Consider the following 18,251-nt stretch of genomic DNA (forward strand, 5'->3'; position numbering starts at 1 on the left):
GGTACGCACCACCGCCTGCGATGATGATATGGAAAGTAACTTCGTTGCTCAGCCTGTCACACCAGGCTTTAAAGTTCAGGTCTTTGCAGACCAGTGCCGGGAACTGCTCGCTTTCCGGCGCACCGAAGTCCATAAAGATCTCATCGAAAGGAGCATCAACCAGGCTTTCCACGTAACCGATAAAAATGTCTCTGACAATCATATCGCGTTTACCGGCCAGCGATAGCGATTCCGTTCTGGCTTCTCCAAGGAATTTAAGCTGACGGGTTGAAGTCTTTGTGGAATGGTCCACATCGACAAACAGGGAAGAACGATCATATTCGGCCAGGGCCCTTAGATAGGTAAAAAGACTTTTGCCTACACCGCCCTTGGCTTGCAGCACATAATGGAATTTGCGTTTCATTTTTTAGAAAATTTAGATTCAACAATAATGTTCTCTTGTGTACGCATGGTGTCCGGATCTGCCCAAAAGGCGGTAGAACCGGGGCTTTGGCTATCCGGTTCAGGCTGAAGCGGTGAAGCAGAAACAGGTTTTGATCGGAAACCCGGTCGTAATGCAGCGCTGGCGACTTTGCCTTTAAACTGAAACCGGCAGAACTTGATGTCTGCGGCGCTGACCATATCCGCATGGCCCATATCCTTGCAGATCATTTCGGCAATGTAGCGTGCCGATAGCCTGGAAGTGATCAGATCGAAATACAGCTCGTAAAGGATCCGCTTTCTTTTCTTGTCTCTCCGCTCAAAAAGGTCGATCAGTGTTTTTTTGTCCATCGGCTTGGGGATTAAAGTAATTGTCTTCTCCGGTTAGGTATATACGGAGTTCCGGACCCGCCCTGGTCGGGTAGAAAGCATGAAGTTTTTTCATCATGGAATTTGGATTTACTGCTGTCTGGAATAGATTAATTTTAACCGGAGCTCCCGGATTGCTCTACGGTATTGCTTTCAGCTAGCTGCTGTAAAGTATTTGTCTGATCTGGCTGGGTAGTCTGCCACTGATGGCAATGGGCACGGATGTATTTGATGTCCAGCCATGTGACTAGCGTACTTCCCAGATCGGCATTGATCAAAAGGAGTGTAAAACGGACCGAATGTTGCTGCTTAAAGTAGCTTTCATAGTACTGATACAGTTTCTTTCTTCTTTTCACATCACGGCTCACAAAGAGTCCGATAAGCTGCTGTTTAATCTCGTTCATGACGGTTTTGGTTTAAATGATTTAATAAGAATTGAAGCTCAAAGAGCTGACGAGTCGATTTCCTTGCAAAAGGATTGTTATGCACGGCCCGCCATTGGTAGGGCATGTACCCCAACGGCAGGGGAGTCTGCCCTGAAATTACTTCCCTGACTGATGCTGGCTGGTAGGGAAATGAGCTGCTTGCTTAAAGCCCAGTGAGCAGTGGAGGTACTCACCGGGGATACTCTTGTGTTTGGACGGGTTGTAACCCGACCCGAATCTTCGGCTTGAAATAGCATCGTTAGCATGTTTTAATGGAACATGCTGCAAATTTCAGGCGGGTAGTTGACAATAATGTTCCCGTTATTCCGCTAGGAAGAAAAAGAACAAAAAAGAAAAATTTGGGACCGAAACTTCCTTAAAGATCGCGGAGCAGAAGGCTGCAATCCTGGACATATTTAAACCTGGGCTTGTGGGCACCGCAGTTGAAAGTGTCCTGTTGCTCGGCTTGAAAAATCTTAATAAACGACTCGCGCGGGATGCTATGGGATAGCCAGCTGTTAAAAAGAGCTGCTACTCTGGGAGCGGTAAGCCGCTGCTGGATATGGCCATGCTTGTTAAGGGTGAAGTATAGCGCTGCTAATTGGAGCCTTGCTCCGGTACCGGTATTTTTGAACAGGTAGATTCCTTCGGTTTTACAGGGAGAGATCCACTGCTCTTTAAGCAGTATAGCAATGAGGCGCTGAAATTTTTGCTTCCGGCTCGCTTCGTCCACTCCGGTTAGAATCTGATGAAAATCAAAGGGAGGCAGTTTCTTGAAAACCTTTTGTAATTCCGGTGCAGCAGATTCAGATTCCAATAACAAATGTCCGAACTGTGATTTTAGATCGAGTTTCCATTGGTTGATATCAATTTCACTCTTCACTGCCGGCTCATGTGGCAGGGTTTGAAGCCATTGGTAGATTTTAAGTATCGTTTCTTGTTTGGCTTCGAAAGCGCTGTAATCCTTTCGGGCCAGTAGCTGCTCATAAATTGAGCGGTTATTTTCCAGCAGATATAGCATCCGGTTGCGGATCAGGTTGATCTGCTGTCTTTTTGTGGCAGGTAGATACCAAAAATTTAAAGGTCTTTGCAGGTATCTTCCAAAATCATCCAAGTAGTTCGCCGTGCTGTCATCAATACAGAAGCTATAACAATTGTGATAAAGGATCAGCATCCGGTTTAAACAAGTAAGCTCGTTTTGAAAAAAGCTCCCTTGAAATTCCTCGGATAAATATTTGAGTAGGGGGTACTTTTGATTAGTATGCAGGTTCATCTTTCTCTCTGTTTACGTTTCACATTTGACCTGAACAAAGCCATTTTAACTTGCTTTGTGCTGCTAATGTAGAAAAGTAGATTGGAAATTACATTACCTATGCAAATTCTAAATAGGTGAAGTCCCATTGCTGGGTGAAGTAGCTAATACTTGAACGCTTATTGATTTGTCATTGATTCGTCCGGCTAACGGTTGCCACCCAATAGGAAAACAGCGACGTTGGAGAGCGACCGGCTTGGTAAAACAAAAGGTATGACAGTTTTTCGTCGAGCACACTGGTTCGAAAAATTTGGAACCAGTGCACGTCGATACAAACAATTTTTAATATTAGTTCTGTGAAGATGGTGGAAAAAAACCGAAACGCCCCTGTGCTGATCCAGTAAATACGTGCATGTTAACTTTTCCGTTGATTAGCTGCATCGTTGCTCGGTCTGGCATTTTATTATCGAAAATGATCACCTGGCTGGAATCTGACGTCTCGGCAAAATCTATAAAAAAGGAACGAAGAACTTGTTTCGACAACAGATCGTCTTCTTGGGTAGTTTCCTGCTTCTTTTCCTCAAATGTGGTCAGGGGAGAATCTAGAACCAATAGGTTAGGGGAATTCATCTCGTTTATTTGGGAGTAGTCCATCAAGCCCAGCAGACACGCAGCAAAGGAAATAGAACGTTTGCCTTTCCCATAACTACTTCTATTTTTACCCGATATGGCAATATCGAATGTCTGATATCTGGAATCAAAATCAACCTTAACATATTGTTCATAATTCCAAGCCGATAGCCGGGTTTCTATAAAGGCAGACAGTTCAAGAAGCGAGCTGTATTCAACAATAGCACCATCTTCGGCTGTTTCCTTCAGTTTGAGTTGTTTTTCAAGACGGTCTTTTTCTTGATATAACGAGCTTAACTGCTCGTCGATAAAACTGATCTTATTCAACAATCGCTCCGCGTTCAAATAGATGCGAAGATCTGATCTGAGATGCTCAATTTTAGGTGTTAGATTTTCAGAAAGCTCGAGTTCAATTTGGGATATTTCTGCGCCCTCTCCTGCAATCCCAATACGAATTTCACTTTCCTCAGTTTGGAGATCCAATATCGATGCCCTTAATCCAATTAGTTTAGTGCTGTTTCTGTTTATTTCCTCTAATGCTGCAACCCGAAAATTTTCATGTTCAGAGACATGCAGCAGGTGGTTTTCATCTAGCGGAGATGAACATATTGGGCAGAGGGTATCTCCGAGTTGAGAAGACAGAATTGAACTTTCCAGGATAAAGTTTAGTCTTTCGTTGTCTGATAAATATTGTTTTTCCAGTACTTTAAACCGATTCAGGAGCTCTGTCTTGTACGATAACTTTTCATAGTAGTTTTGCAGTACCAAGGTAACTTCATTTTTTCTTGCAGTTAGTGCTTTCGCAAGCTCGATACTTTCCCTCAGCTCGCGGTCGATTTCCAAATAGATCTCATGGCTCTTGCCAACACTGGTAGCATACTCGGCAGTAGTAAGTTCTTTCTCGTGAGCAAATCTTAGAACCTGGCCGGACAAAAATTCTAATTTGCCTGTGATCCGGGTCTCTTTAACCTTTTGTTCTTCAATCTGCTTGACTTCCGAGGCGTCGTGGCCTGTCAAAAGTAGATTAAGTAACGACTGCGACTTAGTACGATCGATATATTGGTCAGAAAAATAAAATGGGGAACCCGTGGTGATAATTCTACTTTCGTCGATAAAGGTGAGTTTTCTAAGATAACTATAAGTCAAATTGACGGTTTTTCCTGTTGTTTTGCTTTCTAATATTAGTAAATTGTTCAGGCCGCATAGCGACAGTAGGAATCCGGAGATATGATTTTCGGCGCTGGCTTTGCCAGCTGTGGTAAACTTTTTATAGACTGAAAAAGGCTTGCCGTCTAGACCATCTGTATGATTCACCTGTCGGATGTGTATTTGGTTTTTGCCAAATACTCTGTGAAGGATGTAAGTTGCAGGATTCTTAAAGGTGGCGATAGTCAAGTAAACCTCGTTATATCCGACCGCTTCTGGTATAGTTTTAGGTTCCTGGGATGAGCCAAGCGCGTAGGATATTACCGAGAAAACATATGTTTTACCTGTATCGGATGCCCCCGTTACTAGATTTGCTCCCTTTTCGAATTTTAGGTTTACTTGTTGTCCACCGCCTGAAACGGTTAATTCTTTTATATAAAAGCCACTCATATTTAAGCTCATTTTGCTGCCTCAACGAATTCACCTCCCCATTTAGAAAGATTATCGTCTATGTATTTTTTGATTTCTTGGGTCGACTCCTCATCGAATAAGGATACAACCCAACTTGATTTTTCAACCAATTTACTATAATATGGCGTTTGGAAATATTGTAGAAAGTATCTGCCCGCATCGGTAGCGTAGTAAAGAAAACCTTTTTCGGTTGGTATAATGGCAATCAGCTCTTTGGAAAGCATCACTGCCAACCCCCTTTGGATCAGCTCCTTTTTTGCAAACACTTGAACGCCCCTATTGGGGATCGGCGCATGCAGACTTTCAGGTCCGCCGATATCAAAAGTGTTTAAGCAAAGAAAATCAAGATACATCAATTTTTCTGAATCCATTTGCGTTTGGGATTGAGACAGTAATACCAAAAGGCGCAACCCTATTTCCAGAGGGGTATTAAACAAACGTGTGTTATTCTCCATTTTCGTCGATCCATTTTATACGTTGCTCATTTGCTAGGTGATGACACAGACCATCTTTATCTATACTCTTCATCTCTGCAGCCAACGGGCTTGCAGTAAAACCTTGACGTTTAATTTCCTGAGATGCAATAAGCAATCGCTCATATCCAGATTTCTCAATATTTAGCTCCAAAGTTGTTGAAAGAACATTTTCTGCTTCGTCTTTAAGCTCATCAAATGGCATCGGTACGGCATCCGGAAAGTTATCACGGCTAAATTTTTCTAGAGATTCGGCGCTGTAAAATGAATTCCGTTGTTTACCAAAGTGTTTAAACAAATGCTCGCTTGCTGACCTGAGGACCTCAATAGTATTGATTGACGAGTTTAACCGTTGCGCGTAAACATCAAAAAGCATTGAGGTATACCGCAATTCTCTGTTTTGAATTTCAGGTTCAGGCTCAGGGATAATTTCGCGAAACTGCTTTAGCCCACCTCCAAATCTAAGAATGTGATACGTGGTTTGCTTATGCTGTTCCAAAAGCTCATGCGGAGCAACATCCCCACATATACTAAAGTCAAAGGCCTCCAAGTAGTCTTTGAATTCGCCAGTCAATTCTATGCTCAATCCTCTGCTGATTTTATCTTTACAGTGGGTGTCCCAGGTTTCAATCAACTTTTTGCGAAGTTCCATCGGCTTTTCAATTAAATCCAATACAGCCGGTCCGCATCCCTTCGGAGCAACCATGAGATACTTTTCAGGCACCGGGTATTCTTTTTTGTAGGTGTAGTATACCAACTTAGCCAGCTCAGGGTAGAGAGTCGTTGGTGAGATTTTCTGATCGTAGTGTTTGCATTGATAAATATCGATTTTGCCGTCTTGATCATAGCCTACTACATCTCGCCCCTTGTCGCCGGCCCCTGCAAAAATCCTGACTTTAAAATACTTAGATTTCAGATAGCCGTACACCCATTCCATGGTGTAAAGCTCATATTCATCCGCGGGCATTACCTCGACCACCTGATGAGCAGGAATGATCGGGCCTTGCATAATCTCCAGCGAAGATATTCTTCTTCGGGCCAATGGCGCACACAGCGTTAGTTCGTGAAGCATTTTAGGAGGGTCTATTAGTCAATTATTGGCTGCAAAATATAAAAGATTATTGGAAGTATTTCTACTTTGTTTACGGAATTGAGTTTGAGGCAAAATCAGTCTGGCTCATTAAATGAAGGAGTAAAAACTTAACGCCAGAATGATTTCAATTTAGTTTTCCTTATAAAATCTATTTTGACCATATATTATCAATATTATAACTAATTCGTAAAAATTTATAATATTTAAGGATTAATTATGTAATTAATCCTCCTCATTATGAATATCAAATTTCTAAAGGCCCACAAGGGTGACTGTTTTTTAATTTCGTTCGAAGATACCACAAAAGTCAAGCGTAATATTATAATTGATGGAGGGATGGATGGCACCTACTATGACCCGTCAAGTGGGCAATATGGTGAGCTGAAGGCTGAGATTGATGCAATCAAAATACGCAAGGAAAATATTGATTTGTTGGTTCTGACTCATATCGATAATGACCATGTTTGTGGCTTTTTGAGGCTATTTCAAATGGACAAAAATGCCCCGACTCTGATAAAAAAAGTCTGGTTCAATTCTGGAAAACTTATTGCAGAAACTCTTAATTCTCCTCAGAATGACGAGTTGAACCTTGAACTAAAGTTGTCAAGTACACTTGCGACCGGTGTTCATGAGGCAGTTGCGTTCGAAGATTTTTTGCTACGGAACAAAATCTGGGAAAGAAAACTAATTTTAATGGACGATGAAATTGATGTCCATGGCGCAACTTTCCAAATTTTATCCCCAAGTACAACCCAGTTAAATAAACTCATGAAAGAGTATCATGAAAAGACTGGCGATGACGTGTATACTGGATCCGGAGAAAAAGACTGGAATACGGATATCAAAATATTTATTGATGAAGGAGGGGATAAAAAATATCGTTTCAAACAGGACAAAAGTGTGAAAAACGGAAGCTCTATTTCATTTATATTGTCACTAGGGAAAGAAAAATTTCTATTTTTAGCTGATTCCCTTCCAGTGGGTATAACAAGATCACTAAAGAAACTTGGATATACACCTACCAATCCATTGATTGTAAATTTCATGAAAGTCTCCCATCACGGTAGTAAGGCAAATACTAACAAAGAATTATTAGCTTCTGTAAGTACTGAAAATTATTTGATAAGCACAGATAGTTCTGGCCACGACCACCCAAGCAAACAGACACTGGCCAGAATAATTGGTAAAAATCCCAACGCGGTATTTCATTTTAACTACGAACATGTGAGAGACGGAGTTTTTTCTACACAGGATAGAGCCAATTTCCGTATACGTGCAAGAATTACGAAGGAATTTATCTATTAGTTATGACACCTGAAATACTTAAAACATATCTAGTTTTAGTCAATGAGGGTAGTGGTTGTTTATTTCAGCCAATGATAAGCGATTCCTCATACACTTATATTTTAACCGCTAAACATCTATTCGAAGGAATTAAGTTGGATGAAGACGGAAATCCTCACAACTTTACTGCAATTGACGGAGATTTATTTCCTATTCGACGGCTTGTTCTCAACAACGAAACCTGGAGTGAAGAAAGCATTAGTTTTAAATTTGTTAGAAATGAGACTTATTTTCCCTCAGATACTGCCGATGCGGCTATACTTAAGGTAAGCTTTATCGACGGGTTCAATAAAATTTTTCAATCGGATATTTCCCATCAGACGGTGGGATACTCTCTAATTGGTTATCCAGAACTGTACAGATTGAGAGAGATTGGGAACAGAAATGCAATCTACCATATCACGCATCTAAATGCGCCCGGGGCTCATTCATATAATGCACAACTTGAAAATATCAACTTCGCAAGGGAGCATATAGCAGGGATGTCAGGTGGTGGAATCGTGAAGATTACTCAAGAAGGAATTTCAATCATTGGTATTCAAAGCGAGGTCACACATCAAAATTTTGCAGGAGGCCAAATCGAATTTGTTCCTATAGAGTATTTTAACCAAATCGTAGCACTCCCCGATAATCTTGGGAAATTAGCGCCGTTGCATCCGCCGTATTACAATTCATTTTCATTTCTTAGGGATGAAGCTTTTATATTGGAAGTAGATGCGATCGATGAAAACGATATTGCTGGGGCCCGGACAACTTTAAGGAATAAGGCGGAAGAAATCGTTCAGTCAAATATAACACCGAAGGCTATTAAAGATTTATTCGAGAAAAGGTTGTTGATTTTAGAAGAGGAAACGGCATGCTTCTCGTACAAAAACATTTGGATTGCATGGCTGGAATTCCTAACTATTCTTAAGATTGTCAAATACGAAAAGTTAGAATATGAAATGTTATCGGAGGTTTTCGATAGCTATCGCTTAAAATACATTGACGGTTATGGTTGGACCGATGTACGCAAAGAATTTGGGAAATCTGACTATGTTGGCTTAAAACCGGATTCAGTGATATTTGTGAGCTCAAAGACACCTCCTAAAACAACGTACAAGATCCCCAAGGGCAAGTTGATAGATATCTCAACACCGTATGATAAAAGAGGCTTTAAAGCTGATAAAGGTATTGATCCTTTTACTTCTTTTGATTTTGTGCATTTGGACTATTTTAAGGTGAAGTGTATCATAGAAAAATTGATGGAATACAAGGCGATGACAGAACAACAACTTTTGGACAAACTTAAAATAGAGTACCATGACTTATTTGGATAAAGATTTTCACACCTCATTTGATGATCTTTTTAAAGGTTTTACCCTCGAGTACGAAAGTCTTGAATACATTGGGCAAATTCCCGTATTTTTTATTCAGTCCGTGAATGACGAGCAACTGACTATGCATTGGTCTAAAATTGTAGATTTTATTGCTTTTGAATTTCAGAGCAAACTGACTGAGGAATTTTCGGTATGGAATATCTATTTATTTTTTATTAAGCCACTTTACATTGCTGACGGTGGTGTATATAGTAGAGTGAAACTTCAAATAGAGAATGATACATTTTCATCTCGAAAGATTGTAGTTGATAACGATGATCATGAAAAAATCATTAATGAGCATATTATAAATAAAAATATAGATTTCAATCTCGAAACAACTTCTACAATCACGAAATCGTTTGAACCTAACATTCTACTTTGGGGGCTACAAAAGGGAAAAGTGTTAAAAAAACAAAAGATAACTCAGGAAACTCATTCTGTCTTTGACAACCTAGTCACTGAATTAAAAAATATAAGGCAATGAAGTTTAAAAAAATAGAAATATCGGCCTTCAGAATTTACGATGATCCGAAAAATGCAACATTTGATTTTTCAATAGCACATGATGATACTGCACGTTTTGTATCGATATATGCGCCTAATGGATATGGAAAGACATCCTTTTACGATGCTGTCGAATGGGGAATGACCAACAATATCCAGCGATTTTGGCAGAATGAACCTATAACAAATGGTTCTATAAATGCTTTAAAGGATTTATCAAATCATCAAATAAAGCTTTGGAGAAATACAAGTTCAATTTTGCCAACTTATGTAAAGATCACCACGGATAAGGCTACGCAATTTGATAGAGAATTGAAGCCCCATGGTAACAGGAAGGCAGATGCAGTGAATAGTCTTAATATCGAAAACCGGACTTTCCGAAGTGTGATCTTATCTCAGGAATGGATTTCTGCGTTTCTACGGGAAGTAGACGGCACCAGAAGATATGAGATCTTTATGGAAAATCCTGAGCTAAGCGAGCTGGATACATACTACAAAAATTTAAAAAGTTTATTAACCGTTTGCGACGACAGAATTGAGAACCTCGAAGGGAAAATTAGCGAAGAGGAAGAGCGTACTTCTGACCTAGAAACAGAAAACGTACTAGACAGTATAAATAACCAACTCGATTTGCTATCAGAACAATTCAAACAACCTGGTCTCGAGAAGATAACCTTTAATTCTTCAAGAGAGGACATTAGTAAACTGAAAAATCTGGTTGTTGATCGCCTTATTTCATTAAGCAAAGAGAAAGAAATTACGGAAAAACTAAAATTGGTGACCATCGCAAAAGTTGGAAATGCCGAGACCGTGAGTTTAAAATCCTATTTCGAGCTGCTAAATAAGCATGGAGAAGTGGAAGCCGAAATAGATCGTCTTAGTAAGATAAATGTTAAGTTTGAAAACCGTGAAAAGAAATCGACCGAGCTCATTAACCTCAATGAGATGTTGCTTGAGCTTGACAAACAGCAGGATCTGGCCTCTTCGGCACTCAGGCAATTTGCAGAATATGAACGAATAGGGAATTTACTATCTGACAAGCGGAATTCTTCTAACGATTTTACAACTGGTAAACAACTTAATGACGAACGCTTATCCATAGTAGAGAGACACGAAGAGGCTACAATTAACAATTTGGACGACATATTATCTTCAATTGTCAAGACATCAGAGAAAATCTCAGAGTTACCGGGTCGAGCTCTCGAAATGAGCAAACTCACCGGTCAAATTAGTGAACTTTCAAAATTACTTGGCGAACAGCGGGAGAAAGTTAGCCCGCTTATGTCTCAAATGGAAATCATTAGAAATAATATTTCTAAAATAGAACTCATTCTTGACAAAATCGACTTAGCCGCCAATTTAGCTGATATGATCGAGGATAAGACTTTGTTAAACAATATTAAAAGTATCAGTACCAGCCGCGCTAAAATAGAGGAAAAGCTCGTCTCGCTTGCTCAACTGAATTTGAGTATCGAAGAGCAGGAATCTTTAAACTCCGAGCTATTAGAATTTATCAAAAGAGGATTGGATCTTTTAAATAGGAACCGAGAGAGCAATACCTGTCCACTTTGCGAGCAGCAGTTTACATCACATGAACAACTTGCACAACGAATTGCTAATAATCAAGCATTAGGGAAGGCGCTACAGCACTTACTTGTTGAGAAAAATAAATTTGAGACGGACATTGCTGATTTGGAGAAAATTATTAAAAGCGAAAATCAGATTGTATCGGATTATTTCAAAGGGTTAATTGATAAAAACAAGATTGCTGAGGTTGAAACAAGCGAAGGTTTAAGGCTCTTGAATGAGACAATATTAACATTAGTTCGACAATTGGAGTTTCTTGAAAAAAGACAAAGAGAGTTCTTCGTCGAACAAAAGGGCATGACGAATTCCCAATATGAGGCGGAATTGAGGGCGACTTTAGTTGCATTGGAAAACAATAAAAAAACTTTGAGCGAGGATCTCACCGCTACGAACGAACGTAAGGCGATTTTACAAATGCAAAGTAAGCAACTAGCAGGTAATTTGGAAGCCTTAGTCCAAGATTTGGCGAGTTTGAGTAAATCTGAGCAATATCTATCCGTAATTCAGTGGTTTCAGGCCAATCTTCCCTCATCCGAAGTAACCAGATTGTCAGTGGAAACTGAGTTAAATAGGTTGTCTGGTCTGGCTACGGAAAATGCGAACAAAATTGCTGCGTTAAGATTGGATTTGGAAACATTGTCGGCTGATCTGGCTCCATACGTTAAAGGAAATTTATTAGAAAACCTTAATAACATCAAGAGTGAGAGGGATAACGTAAGGCAAAAAACTAATGCTTATGAAAATTTTTTGAAAGATAAACTGGAATTGGACATCACATATTTGGAACAGGAAATACTATCCAAAGCTTTGGAATTAAAAGAAGCTGGCTTTGCACTTGAGCTCAAGGCCAATAGCGATTTGATCAATGAATACTCAAAAGTTGAGAGATACGGTGCTAATATTTCAGAATTCTTACAGTCCGAGATTGCAAAAACAAACCTTATTAAATTTAAGGAAGAACTGGTTTTTTTGGCCGGAGAAGTATGTCAATTGCTAAAAAATGAGGTTAATAATGCTAAGTATTTTCTTGAGGCAAAGGTTAAAGAGTTTTTCTACGAAGAATTAATTAATGATCTATACAGAAAGATTGACCCTCATCCTGATTTTAAAGAAGTTCATATAAAAGCGGATTTTGATTCTGAAGCTCCAAGACTTGATGTTTTCGTAAAAAATACAAGAGATGAGGAGATATTGATACCGAATTTGTATTTCAGCACCGCTCAAGTCAATATACTAAGCCTCAGCATCTTTTTAGCTTCGGCACTGAATGCATCGAATTACGATTGCATATTTATCGATGATCCAATACAGTCCATGGACAGCGTAAATATTCTCTCTACCATAGATCTTCTCAGAAGTATAATATTGAATTACGATAAACAAATCATTTTATCTACCCATGACGAAAACTTTTTTAATCTTCTGCAAAAAAAAATGCCACCTGGACAATTTAGATCCAAGTTCCTTCAACTGGAAAGCGTAGGTAGAGTTAAAAATTCTGTGAGTTGATGGATTTAAAAAGTAGATTGTAAATAATTTATATTTGAGATGGAGTCAAAGGAGGGTAAGATTCTATGACTAAGATAATAGTCAAATAAAGTTAAAACATCATCAAACTTAGAAATAGTAATGGACGAAGAGTTAATTATTAGAAAAGAAGCTGAGGGTTTTTATAAGCAACACATTGTCAATTTTAGAAATCATGATGGAAAATTCGGTGAAACTGACCACCCCATTTCGGATCAAACTGACCACCTGAGAGATTAGAAAATGCTGTAGAATCAACCATATTTTTGACGTGAACCAATTGCGTAAAAGGTATGGCCAATTCGACAATCAGCATGAGCAAAATAAGACAGATTTTACGGATGTACAGCCAGGGTCGCAGCAGGCTCTGGATAGCGGAACAGACAGGTGTTTCCCGCAATACCGCTAAGAAGTACATGGCCACTTTTGATGCGAGCGGACTTACCTTTGAACAGATCAACAGCCTGAATGATAAAGAGCTGGATGACTTTTTCGGAACGGTTAAACAGCAGCCACCGCAAGACAGATTGTTGAATCTGCAACGTTGTTTTCCGCAAATAGACGTATCCGGCCTACCAACTAACAAATATGTAGTTGGTAGGCCGGATACTATAGAATTGGTTCCCATGATTAAATTCTCAGGTAACGCATTTGTGCAGCAGTGCCAATTCTTAATTTGAGCACTTATGAAAAATGTTAGTGTTGTTGGGACAAAACGGCTATTAGATTCGAAAGAAGGAGCCTTGACATTTCTAGATCTTTGTGCGTTTGGGAGCAAATTTTACCGGTAAACTGGATAAGAATTGAAATTTCAAGTATTTATCAACCCACAAAGGTGTAGCCCCCAAGAGAACCGCGTTGTAATTACTTTATGATGGCCGTAAGTTGCGGGGAAATATACAATGAGCTAAGTTTTATTTATTGCGTCTACGCTAAAGCGTTCGAATTGTCACTAAGTAAATTTCCCTGATTTGATAGATGAAATATCTTTTTTTTAATTGCTTTCATGAAAAAGTATCTTAGTTTCTTTTATTTAATTTTTTGTAGTACTATTATTACGTTTAATTGCAAGTACTATTAGACTTCTTTCGGGGATTGGACATCATAAGACCTGCTAAATTAATCCGAAGTAACGTTTTATCTGTTAACTAATTGTTTATGTTTTATTGTTGTATGTTTTCGGTTTTCAGATTGTTTGGCAATTATATCCGAAATCTTCACGAATGGCAGAGCATTTCGTTTTAGGAAAATTTAAATGGAATATTCAATAGCTAACGAAGATCAATTTTGACATCTCATTAGATGATGACCTGGACCCAATTTTGCTTACCAAAAAGTGCATTTAGAAAGAATGTACTTTCTGTTTTATTGAAAATACGAAAGAGCTTGGCGGAACCCGAAAAGCCTTAACAGAGTAGGGATACCTTTACATACATTAATAAAATGAAACACGGTTATTTGTCAAAAAAGATTGTTTTGGGAGTTATTTCCCTATTGTCGGGCTCGTATTTTCATGCCCATGCGCAAAATGATGCTAAAACTGAACCTTGGAAAAGCGCAACAAAAGAAGAGGTACAACCCGGAAATGCGAGAATGTCAGGGGTTTCCGCTACAAATGGAACCATTACTTATGATGGGACAGGAGCTGGAACTTCGGGAGATAGCAGTAGTTACTTTGGATTTAACGCTGGAAGGATTAGCACTGGAGATCGAAATGTATTTATCGGAAATCAAAGTGGTTATTCAAATACTACTGGGAAATGGAATGTTTATATGGGATCAAGAAGTGGTTTTAATGCTACGACAGGCTACTTCAATGTATTTGTAGGATACCAATCTGGTCGAGACAATTCTATTGGACAATTTAACGCGTTTTTAGGTAGCAACACGGGAATGCTTAATACGACGGGTAAGTTTAATACAATTATGGGTTCCCAGGCCGGTGTGTTGAACTCAACCGGTGAAAATAACACACTGGTGGGGAATGGTGCAGGGTACTCGAATAGCACAGGATGGTATAATACCATGATAGGAGAATCTTGTGGTGTCCGTATTACAAACGGAACTGGAAATACCTTTCTAGGAAGTAGTTCCGGAAGAATGAACGAAACAGGATCTAGAAATGTGCTGATTGGTTATCGGGCAGGATTTAATGAGATGGGGAGCGATAAATTGTATATCGCCAATTCCGATACGATCAGTCCACTTATTAAGGGAGATTTTAGTCTAAAACAGCTCGTCTTTAATGGACAGGTAGGTGTGGGGACAAATTCATATCCGACATCGCTTGGAGGGGAAAGTCTAAGTAACTATAAATTGTTCGTTAAGGGAGGTGTTCTGGCTGAGGAGATTAGAATTCGAAACGACTGGGCCGACTATGTCTTTGATGATAGTTATGAATTGAAAAGCTTACCCGATGTTAAGAGTTTTATCATTCAAAATCGTCACCTTCCAAATATCCCATCAGCGGTAGAAATTAAAAATTCCGGACTGAACCTGGGGGAAATAGCTAAGGTACAAATGGAAAAGATTGAAGAGCTGACCTTGTATCTCATTAAACAAGATGAAGTAATTAAGCAATTGACTGAGCGATTGAGCGCGCTTGAGATAGCGGCGAAAGTATCCGGCGAGAAGCGGAAGTAACGGTTCAATATTCTTCACGTGACACTAAAATTCCTTTGGAATGAAAATCATAATTAGATGCACAATAATGATTGTCGCGTTAGCGACAATCTGGTTTCGAGCAGTGGGACAGGCTCCCGAGGCCGGAACTTACGGCAATGAGTGGCTCGATGGTAAGTATGGACAACCTTGGCTCAAAGTGGAAGTTGAACAACAAGGAATTTACAAAATGACTCTTCCGTCACAATTTCAAAATAAACCAAACAAATTGCATCTGTACCGACGCGGCGTTGAAGTGGCTTTGATTTCGGCTAGCAACACGGAGATTGAGTTTTATGGCATACCTAATGACGGAGCCAGTGATGCTTTACTATATCGTCCTTACACGGGTTCCAGAGCCAACCCATATTTTAGCTGGTTTTCGGATAAGGGATATTATTTTCTTACAGTTTCTGAAGTAGGTAACAATACCAAACTTGCAACCCAGGAAAGTGTTATTCCTCAGACAGGTACCGCCCTGGCATACCACTGGCAAAGGGATATATCTGTCTACACTTTGGAGGATACCCATACAGGAATTTTCAACTTTTTTACACATTCACGGTTTCCAAGCTATTTAACAGAAGGAAAGGGGCGATCAAGTCAATTGACATACGACTGCACTTGCCCTTTGGTTGCTGGATACAAGCCCACCTTTGATTATTTGTTTAAGCTAGACGTTCCTTACGTAAATACCAATATCAGTGGAGAAATAGAAGTGTTATTTAACGGGCGGTCTCCGAGGGAAAACAACGTATTAGCCTCTATTGGTAAATCCGGTGCGGCGGTCCAACCCGTTGGAAGTAATGCAGTGTTTTCCGGTACCAATGTATTAACGAAAAGCTACCCACTGGATGTAATGAACAATATTGATACAGCCGGCAACGGGCTTTTTCAATTAAAATCACTCGTAAAGGGAAGCTCCACCGACCCCAACGACCTTGATAACACCGCGATTTTTTCGGTGAATTATTTGAAACTACAGTATCCACAGCTGTTCAATATGAATGGCAAGATATCTAAAGTATTTAATCTGCCCGTAGTAAGTGGTGCAGTAAGCAATGTTCATATCACGAATGCGCCTAACGGAGCTGTGATTCTGGATGTGACGGACAGCAGCAATCCCAAATTTATCCCTTTTACTTCCTCTGGTGGGACATTGGATATGATGGTTCCCAGAATATCGGGAAAGGAATTGACGTTGTTGGTCTATAGCAACCGGCTTACTCCGGTGATCTCACCCACAAGTTTTCTTTCATTAAATCCTGGCGACTACGAATATTTGATCGTTGCAAGCTCAAATTTGTTGTCAGCCTCAGGTTCAATTGCACAATACAGGGCGTCAACACTTGGGGGTGGATACAAAACGCTTAATTTGGATGTGCGCGATGTATACAATCTTTTTAATTACGGAGAACCTAGTCCTTTGGCTATCAGGCGGTTTGTGAATTATGCGTTTTCAGAAGGAATTTCCGACAAGAGCAACCTACTTTTGGTTGGTACGTCCTATGGATTCAGAGATGTTGCGGATACTTCTGGCGTGAATGGAATTCTAGGGTATTCCCCTGGTAAAAGAAACGTCGGGACACTCAAGACCTTTAAAGAATTACCTAACACTGTACCAACGCTTGGAGAACCAGGTAATGACAATCTGTTGACCGCTGGAATAGGGTCCGTACCAGATAAGCTTCCTGGAATTCCAGTTGGTAGAATTCCCGCTGATTCTTCTCAGCAGGTATTAAACTATCTCAGCAAGGTAATCGAATACGAGCAGGAAACATCCAGCCAGGATTGGAAGAAAAAGGTTTTGCATTTGTCCGACGGAGGAAATTCATATGAGTTACCCACATTTGCAGCAAATCTAAGTGATATAAGTGGCAGAGTTAGTTCAGCTCCATATTCGGGTAGTGTTATTGTTAAAAAACGGGTAACTCCTGGTACAGGACAGGAATCTGTTAATGTTACTAACGAGATTAACGACGGAGTTGGCGTCGTTAGTTATTTTGGTCATGGTTATTCGACGTATACGGTTTTCAATTTCGGCTATGCGTCCGATCCATCCAGGAACTATGTCAATAAAGGGAAATATCCCATTAATATCTATGCCGCCTGTGGCGTTGGTAGCGTGTTTATTAAAGGTACGACACCTCATCTGGCATCCGACTGGTTGCTCACGGCAAACAAAGGTGCCATTGCGGTATCGGGGATTTCGACATATGGGTGGGAGTATATCGAGAAGAACTTCTTACCGATATTATATGATTCACTTTTTAGGGATGGTCAAGTGGGCAACTCCGGAACTATTGGAAATCGACTGGCTGGTGTATATCAAAAATTTTATAGTAGTTATTCTGCGAACTCCGCATGGATTACAAACGCAATTCATCAACGCATACTACATGGTGACCCAGCGCTGCGGATCTTACGTACAGATGCCAGTTGCAGATCTTCCAATCAAGTAGTTGCAGGATTGGCACCCGGCCAGAATGATGTAAAACAGGCCGAAAATTTACTTATCGCCTCAAACACGATTCTGGCAAGTGCTTCGGCCAAATATCACGCGGGCTTAGAGGTCAAACTTACAACCAACTTTGTGGTTAAGCCTGGCGCGAAATTTCTGGGCTACATTGAGCCATGCAGTGGTAGCGACGAATCTACGGCAAGAAAATCTGAGGAGATTATGCGAGAAATCCTTTCAGAATCAATTGATAAGGGAATTGTAGTCTATCCGAACCCAACAGCCGCGAGTGCCAACATCATTTTAGAAAAAGGTGATGAAGCGACAATTGAGGTTGTCACTACCGATGGAAAAGTGTTACAAACCAAAGTGATTCAGGCTAACAGAGGAATAATAGACCTGACTAATTATTTGCCAGGTACATATCTGTTTCGAATCTCAACTAACGATAAAGTGGTGACTAAAAAAATTATTAAATTTTGAGCAAAGTTACTATCGATTGAATCTGATTGTTAAGTGACCATGAGGTC

The 18,251-nt window shown here is 40.0% G+C and carries 14 protein-coding genes and 1 pseudogene; 7 read left to right on the forward strand and 8 right to left on the reverse strand.

Annotation, left to right across the window (positions count from 1 at the left end; translation table 11 throughout):
- The 8 genes and pseudogenes from RB622_RS25730 to RB622_RS25765 all read right to left on the reverse strand — a co-directional run.
- Positions 1 to 403: pseudogene (locus RB622_RS25730) on the reverse strand (hypothetical protein); the annotation flags it as partial.
- The gene (locus tag RB622_RS25735; RefSeq protein WP_308049640.1) at positions 400 to 771 is read right to left on the reverse strand and encodes a hypothetical protein; all 372 of its coding nucleotides are present in this window, start codon (positions 769 to 771) and stop codon (positions 400 to 402) included. The pseudogene RB622_RS25730 and the gene RB622_RS25735, both read right to left, overlap by 4 nt.
- Before the next feature lie 134 nt (positions 772 to 905).
- Entirely contained in the window at positions 906 to 1,193 is a 288-nt protein-coding gene (locus RB622_RS25740; protein WP_308049641.1) for a hypothetical protein, read from the reverse strand.
- Between the two features lie 77 nt (positions 1,194 to 1,270).
- Positions 1,271 to 1,471 carry a hypothetical protein gene (locus RB622_RS25745; RefSeq protein WP_308049642.1) on the reverse strand — a complete coding sequence of 67 codons (201 nt, stop codon included), beginning with the start codon at positions 1,469 to 1,471 and terminating at the stop codon, positions 1,271 to 1,273.
- 119 nt (positions 1,472 to 1,590) lie between these two features.
- Entirely contained in the window at positions 1,591 to 2,388 is a 798-nt protein-coding gene (locus tag RB622_RS25750) for a hypothetical protein (protein ID WP_308049643.1), read from the reverse strand.
- Between the two features lie 426 nt (positions 2,389 to 2,814).
- Positions 2,815 to 4,692 carry a hypothetical protein gene (locus RB622_RS25755; RefSeq protein ID WP_308049644.1) on the reverse strand — a complete coding sequence of 626 codons (1,878 nt, stop codon included), beginning with the start codon at positions 4,690 to 4,692 and terminating at the stop codon, positions 2,815 to 2,817.
- Positions 4,693 to 4,700: 8 nt separating this feature from the next.
- Positions 4,701 to 5,168, reverse strand: a complete 468-nt coding sequence (locus RB622_RS25760; RefSeq protein ID WP_308049645.1) for an ABC-three component system middle component 2 — start codon at positions 5,166 to 5,168, stop codon at positions 4,701 to 4,703.
- On the reverse strand, positions 5,158 to 6,258 hold the full coding sequence (locus tag RB622_RS25765) for an ABC-three component system protein (protein ID WP_308049646.1): 1,101 nt from the start codon (positions 6,256 to 6,258) through the stop codon (positions 5,158 to 5,160). The genes RB622_RS25760 and RB622_RS25765 overlap by 11 nt, the downstream gene beginning before the upstream one ends.
- Positions 6,259 to 6,516: 258 nt before the next feature.
- Here RB622_RS25765 and RB622_RS25770 point away from each other — a divergent pair, with 258 nt between their 5' ends.
- The 7 genes from RB622_RS25770 (at position 6,517) to RB622_RS25800 (ending at position 18,204) form a co-directional block, all read left to right on the forward strand.
- Positions 6,517 to 7,584 (forward strand): MBL fold metallo-hydrolase, encoded by a 1,068-nt coding sequence (locus RB622_RS25770; protein ID WP_308049647.1) that lies wholly within the window; start codon positions 6,517 to 6,519, stop codon positions 7,582 to 7,584.
- Positions 7,585 to 7,586: 2 nt separating this feature from the next.
- Positions 7,587 to 8,942 (forward strand): ABC-three component system protein, encoded by a 1,356-nt coding sequence (locus tag RB622_RS25775; RefSeq protein WP_308049648.1) that lies wholly within the window; start codon positions 7,587 to 7,589, stop codon positions 8,940 to 8,942.
- Positions 8,926 to 9,468, forward strand: coding sequence for an ABC-three component system middle component 1 (locus RB622_RS25780; RefSeq protein WP_308049649.1), 543 nt, complete (start codon positions 8,926 to 8,928; stop codon positions 9,466 to 9,468). Before RB622_RS25775 ends, RB622_RS25780 begins: the two co-directional genes overlap by 17 nt.
- The gene (locus tag RB622_RS25785) at positions 9,465 to 12,584 is read left to right on the forward strand and encodes an AAA family ATPase (RefSeq protein ID WP_308049650.1); all 3,120 of its coding nucleotides are present in this window, start codon (positions 9,465 to 9,467) and stop codon (positions 12,582 to 12,584) included. The genes RB622_RS25780 and RB622_RS25785 overlap by 4 nt, the downstream gene beginning before the upstream one ends.
- A gap of 332 nt (positions 12,585 to 12,916) precedes the next feature.
- A complete protein-coding gene (locus RB622_RS25790) occupies positions 12,917 to 13,282 on the forward strand; it encodes a helix-turn-helix domain-containing protein (protein WP_308049651.1) in 366 nt (121 codons plus the stop codon).
- 763 nt (positions 13,283 to 14,045) lie between these two features.
- Entirely contained in the window at positions 14,046 to 15,245 is a 1,200-nt protein-coding gene (locus RB622_RS25795) for a hypothetical protein (RefSeq protein WP_308049652.1), read from the forward strand.
- A gap of 40 nt (positions 15,246 to 15,285) precedes the next feature.
- Entirely contained in the window at positions 15,286 to 18,204 is a 2,919-nt protein-coding gene (locus RB622_RS25800) for a C25 family cysteine peptidase (protein WP_308049653.1), read from the forward strand.
- Positions 18,205 to 18,251: the final 47 nt, after the last annotated feature.

Source organism: Dyadobacter sp. LHD-138 (assembly GCF_030929615.1).
In the GTDB taxonomy this organism is placed as follows: Bacteria; Bacteroidota; Bacteroidia; order Cytophagales; family Spirosomataceae; genus Dyadobacter.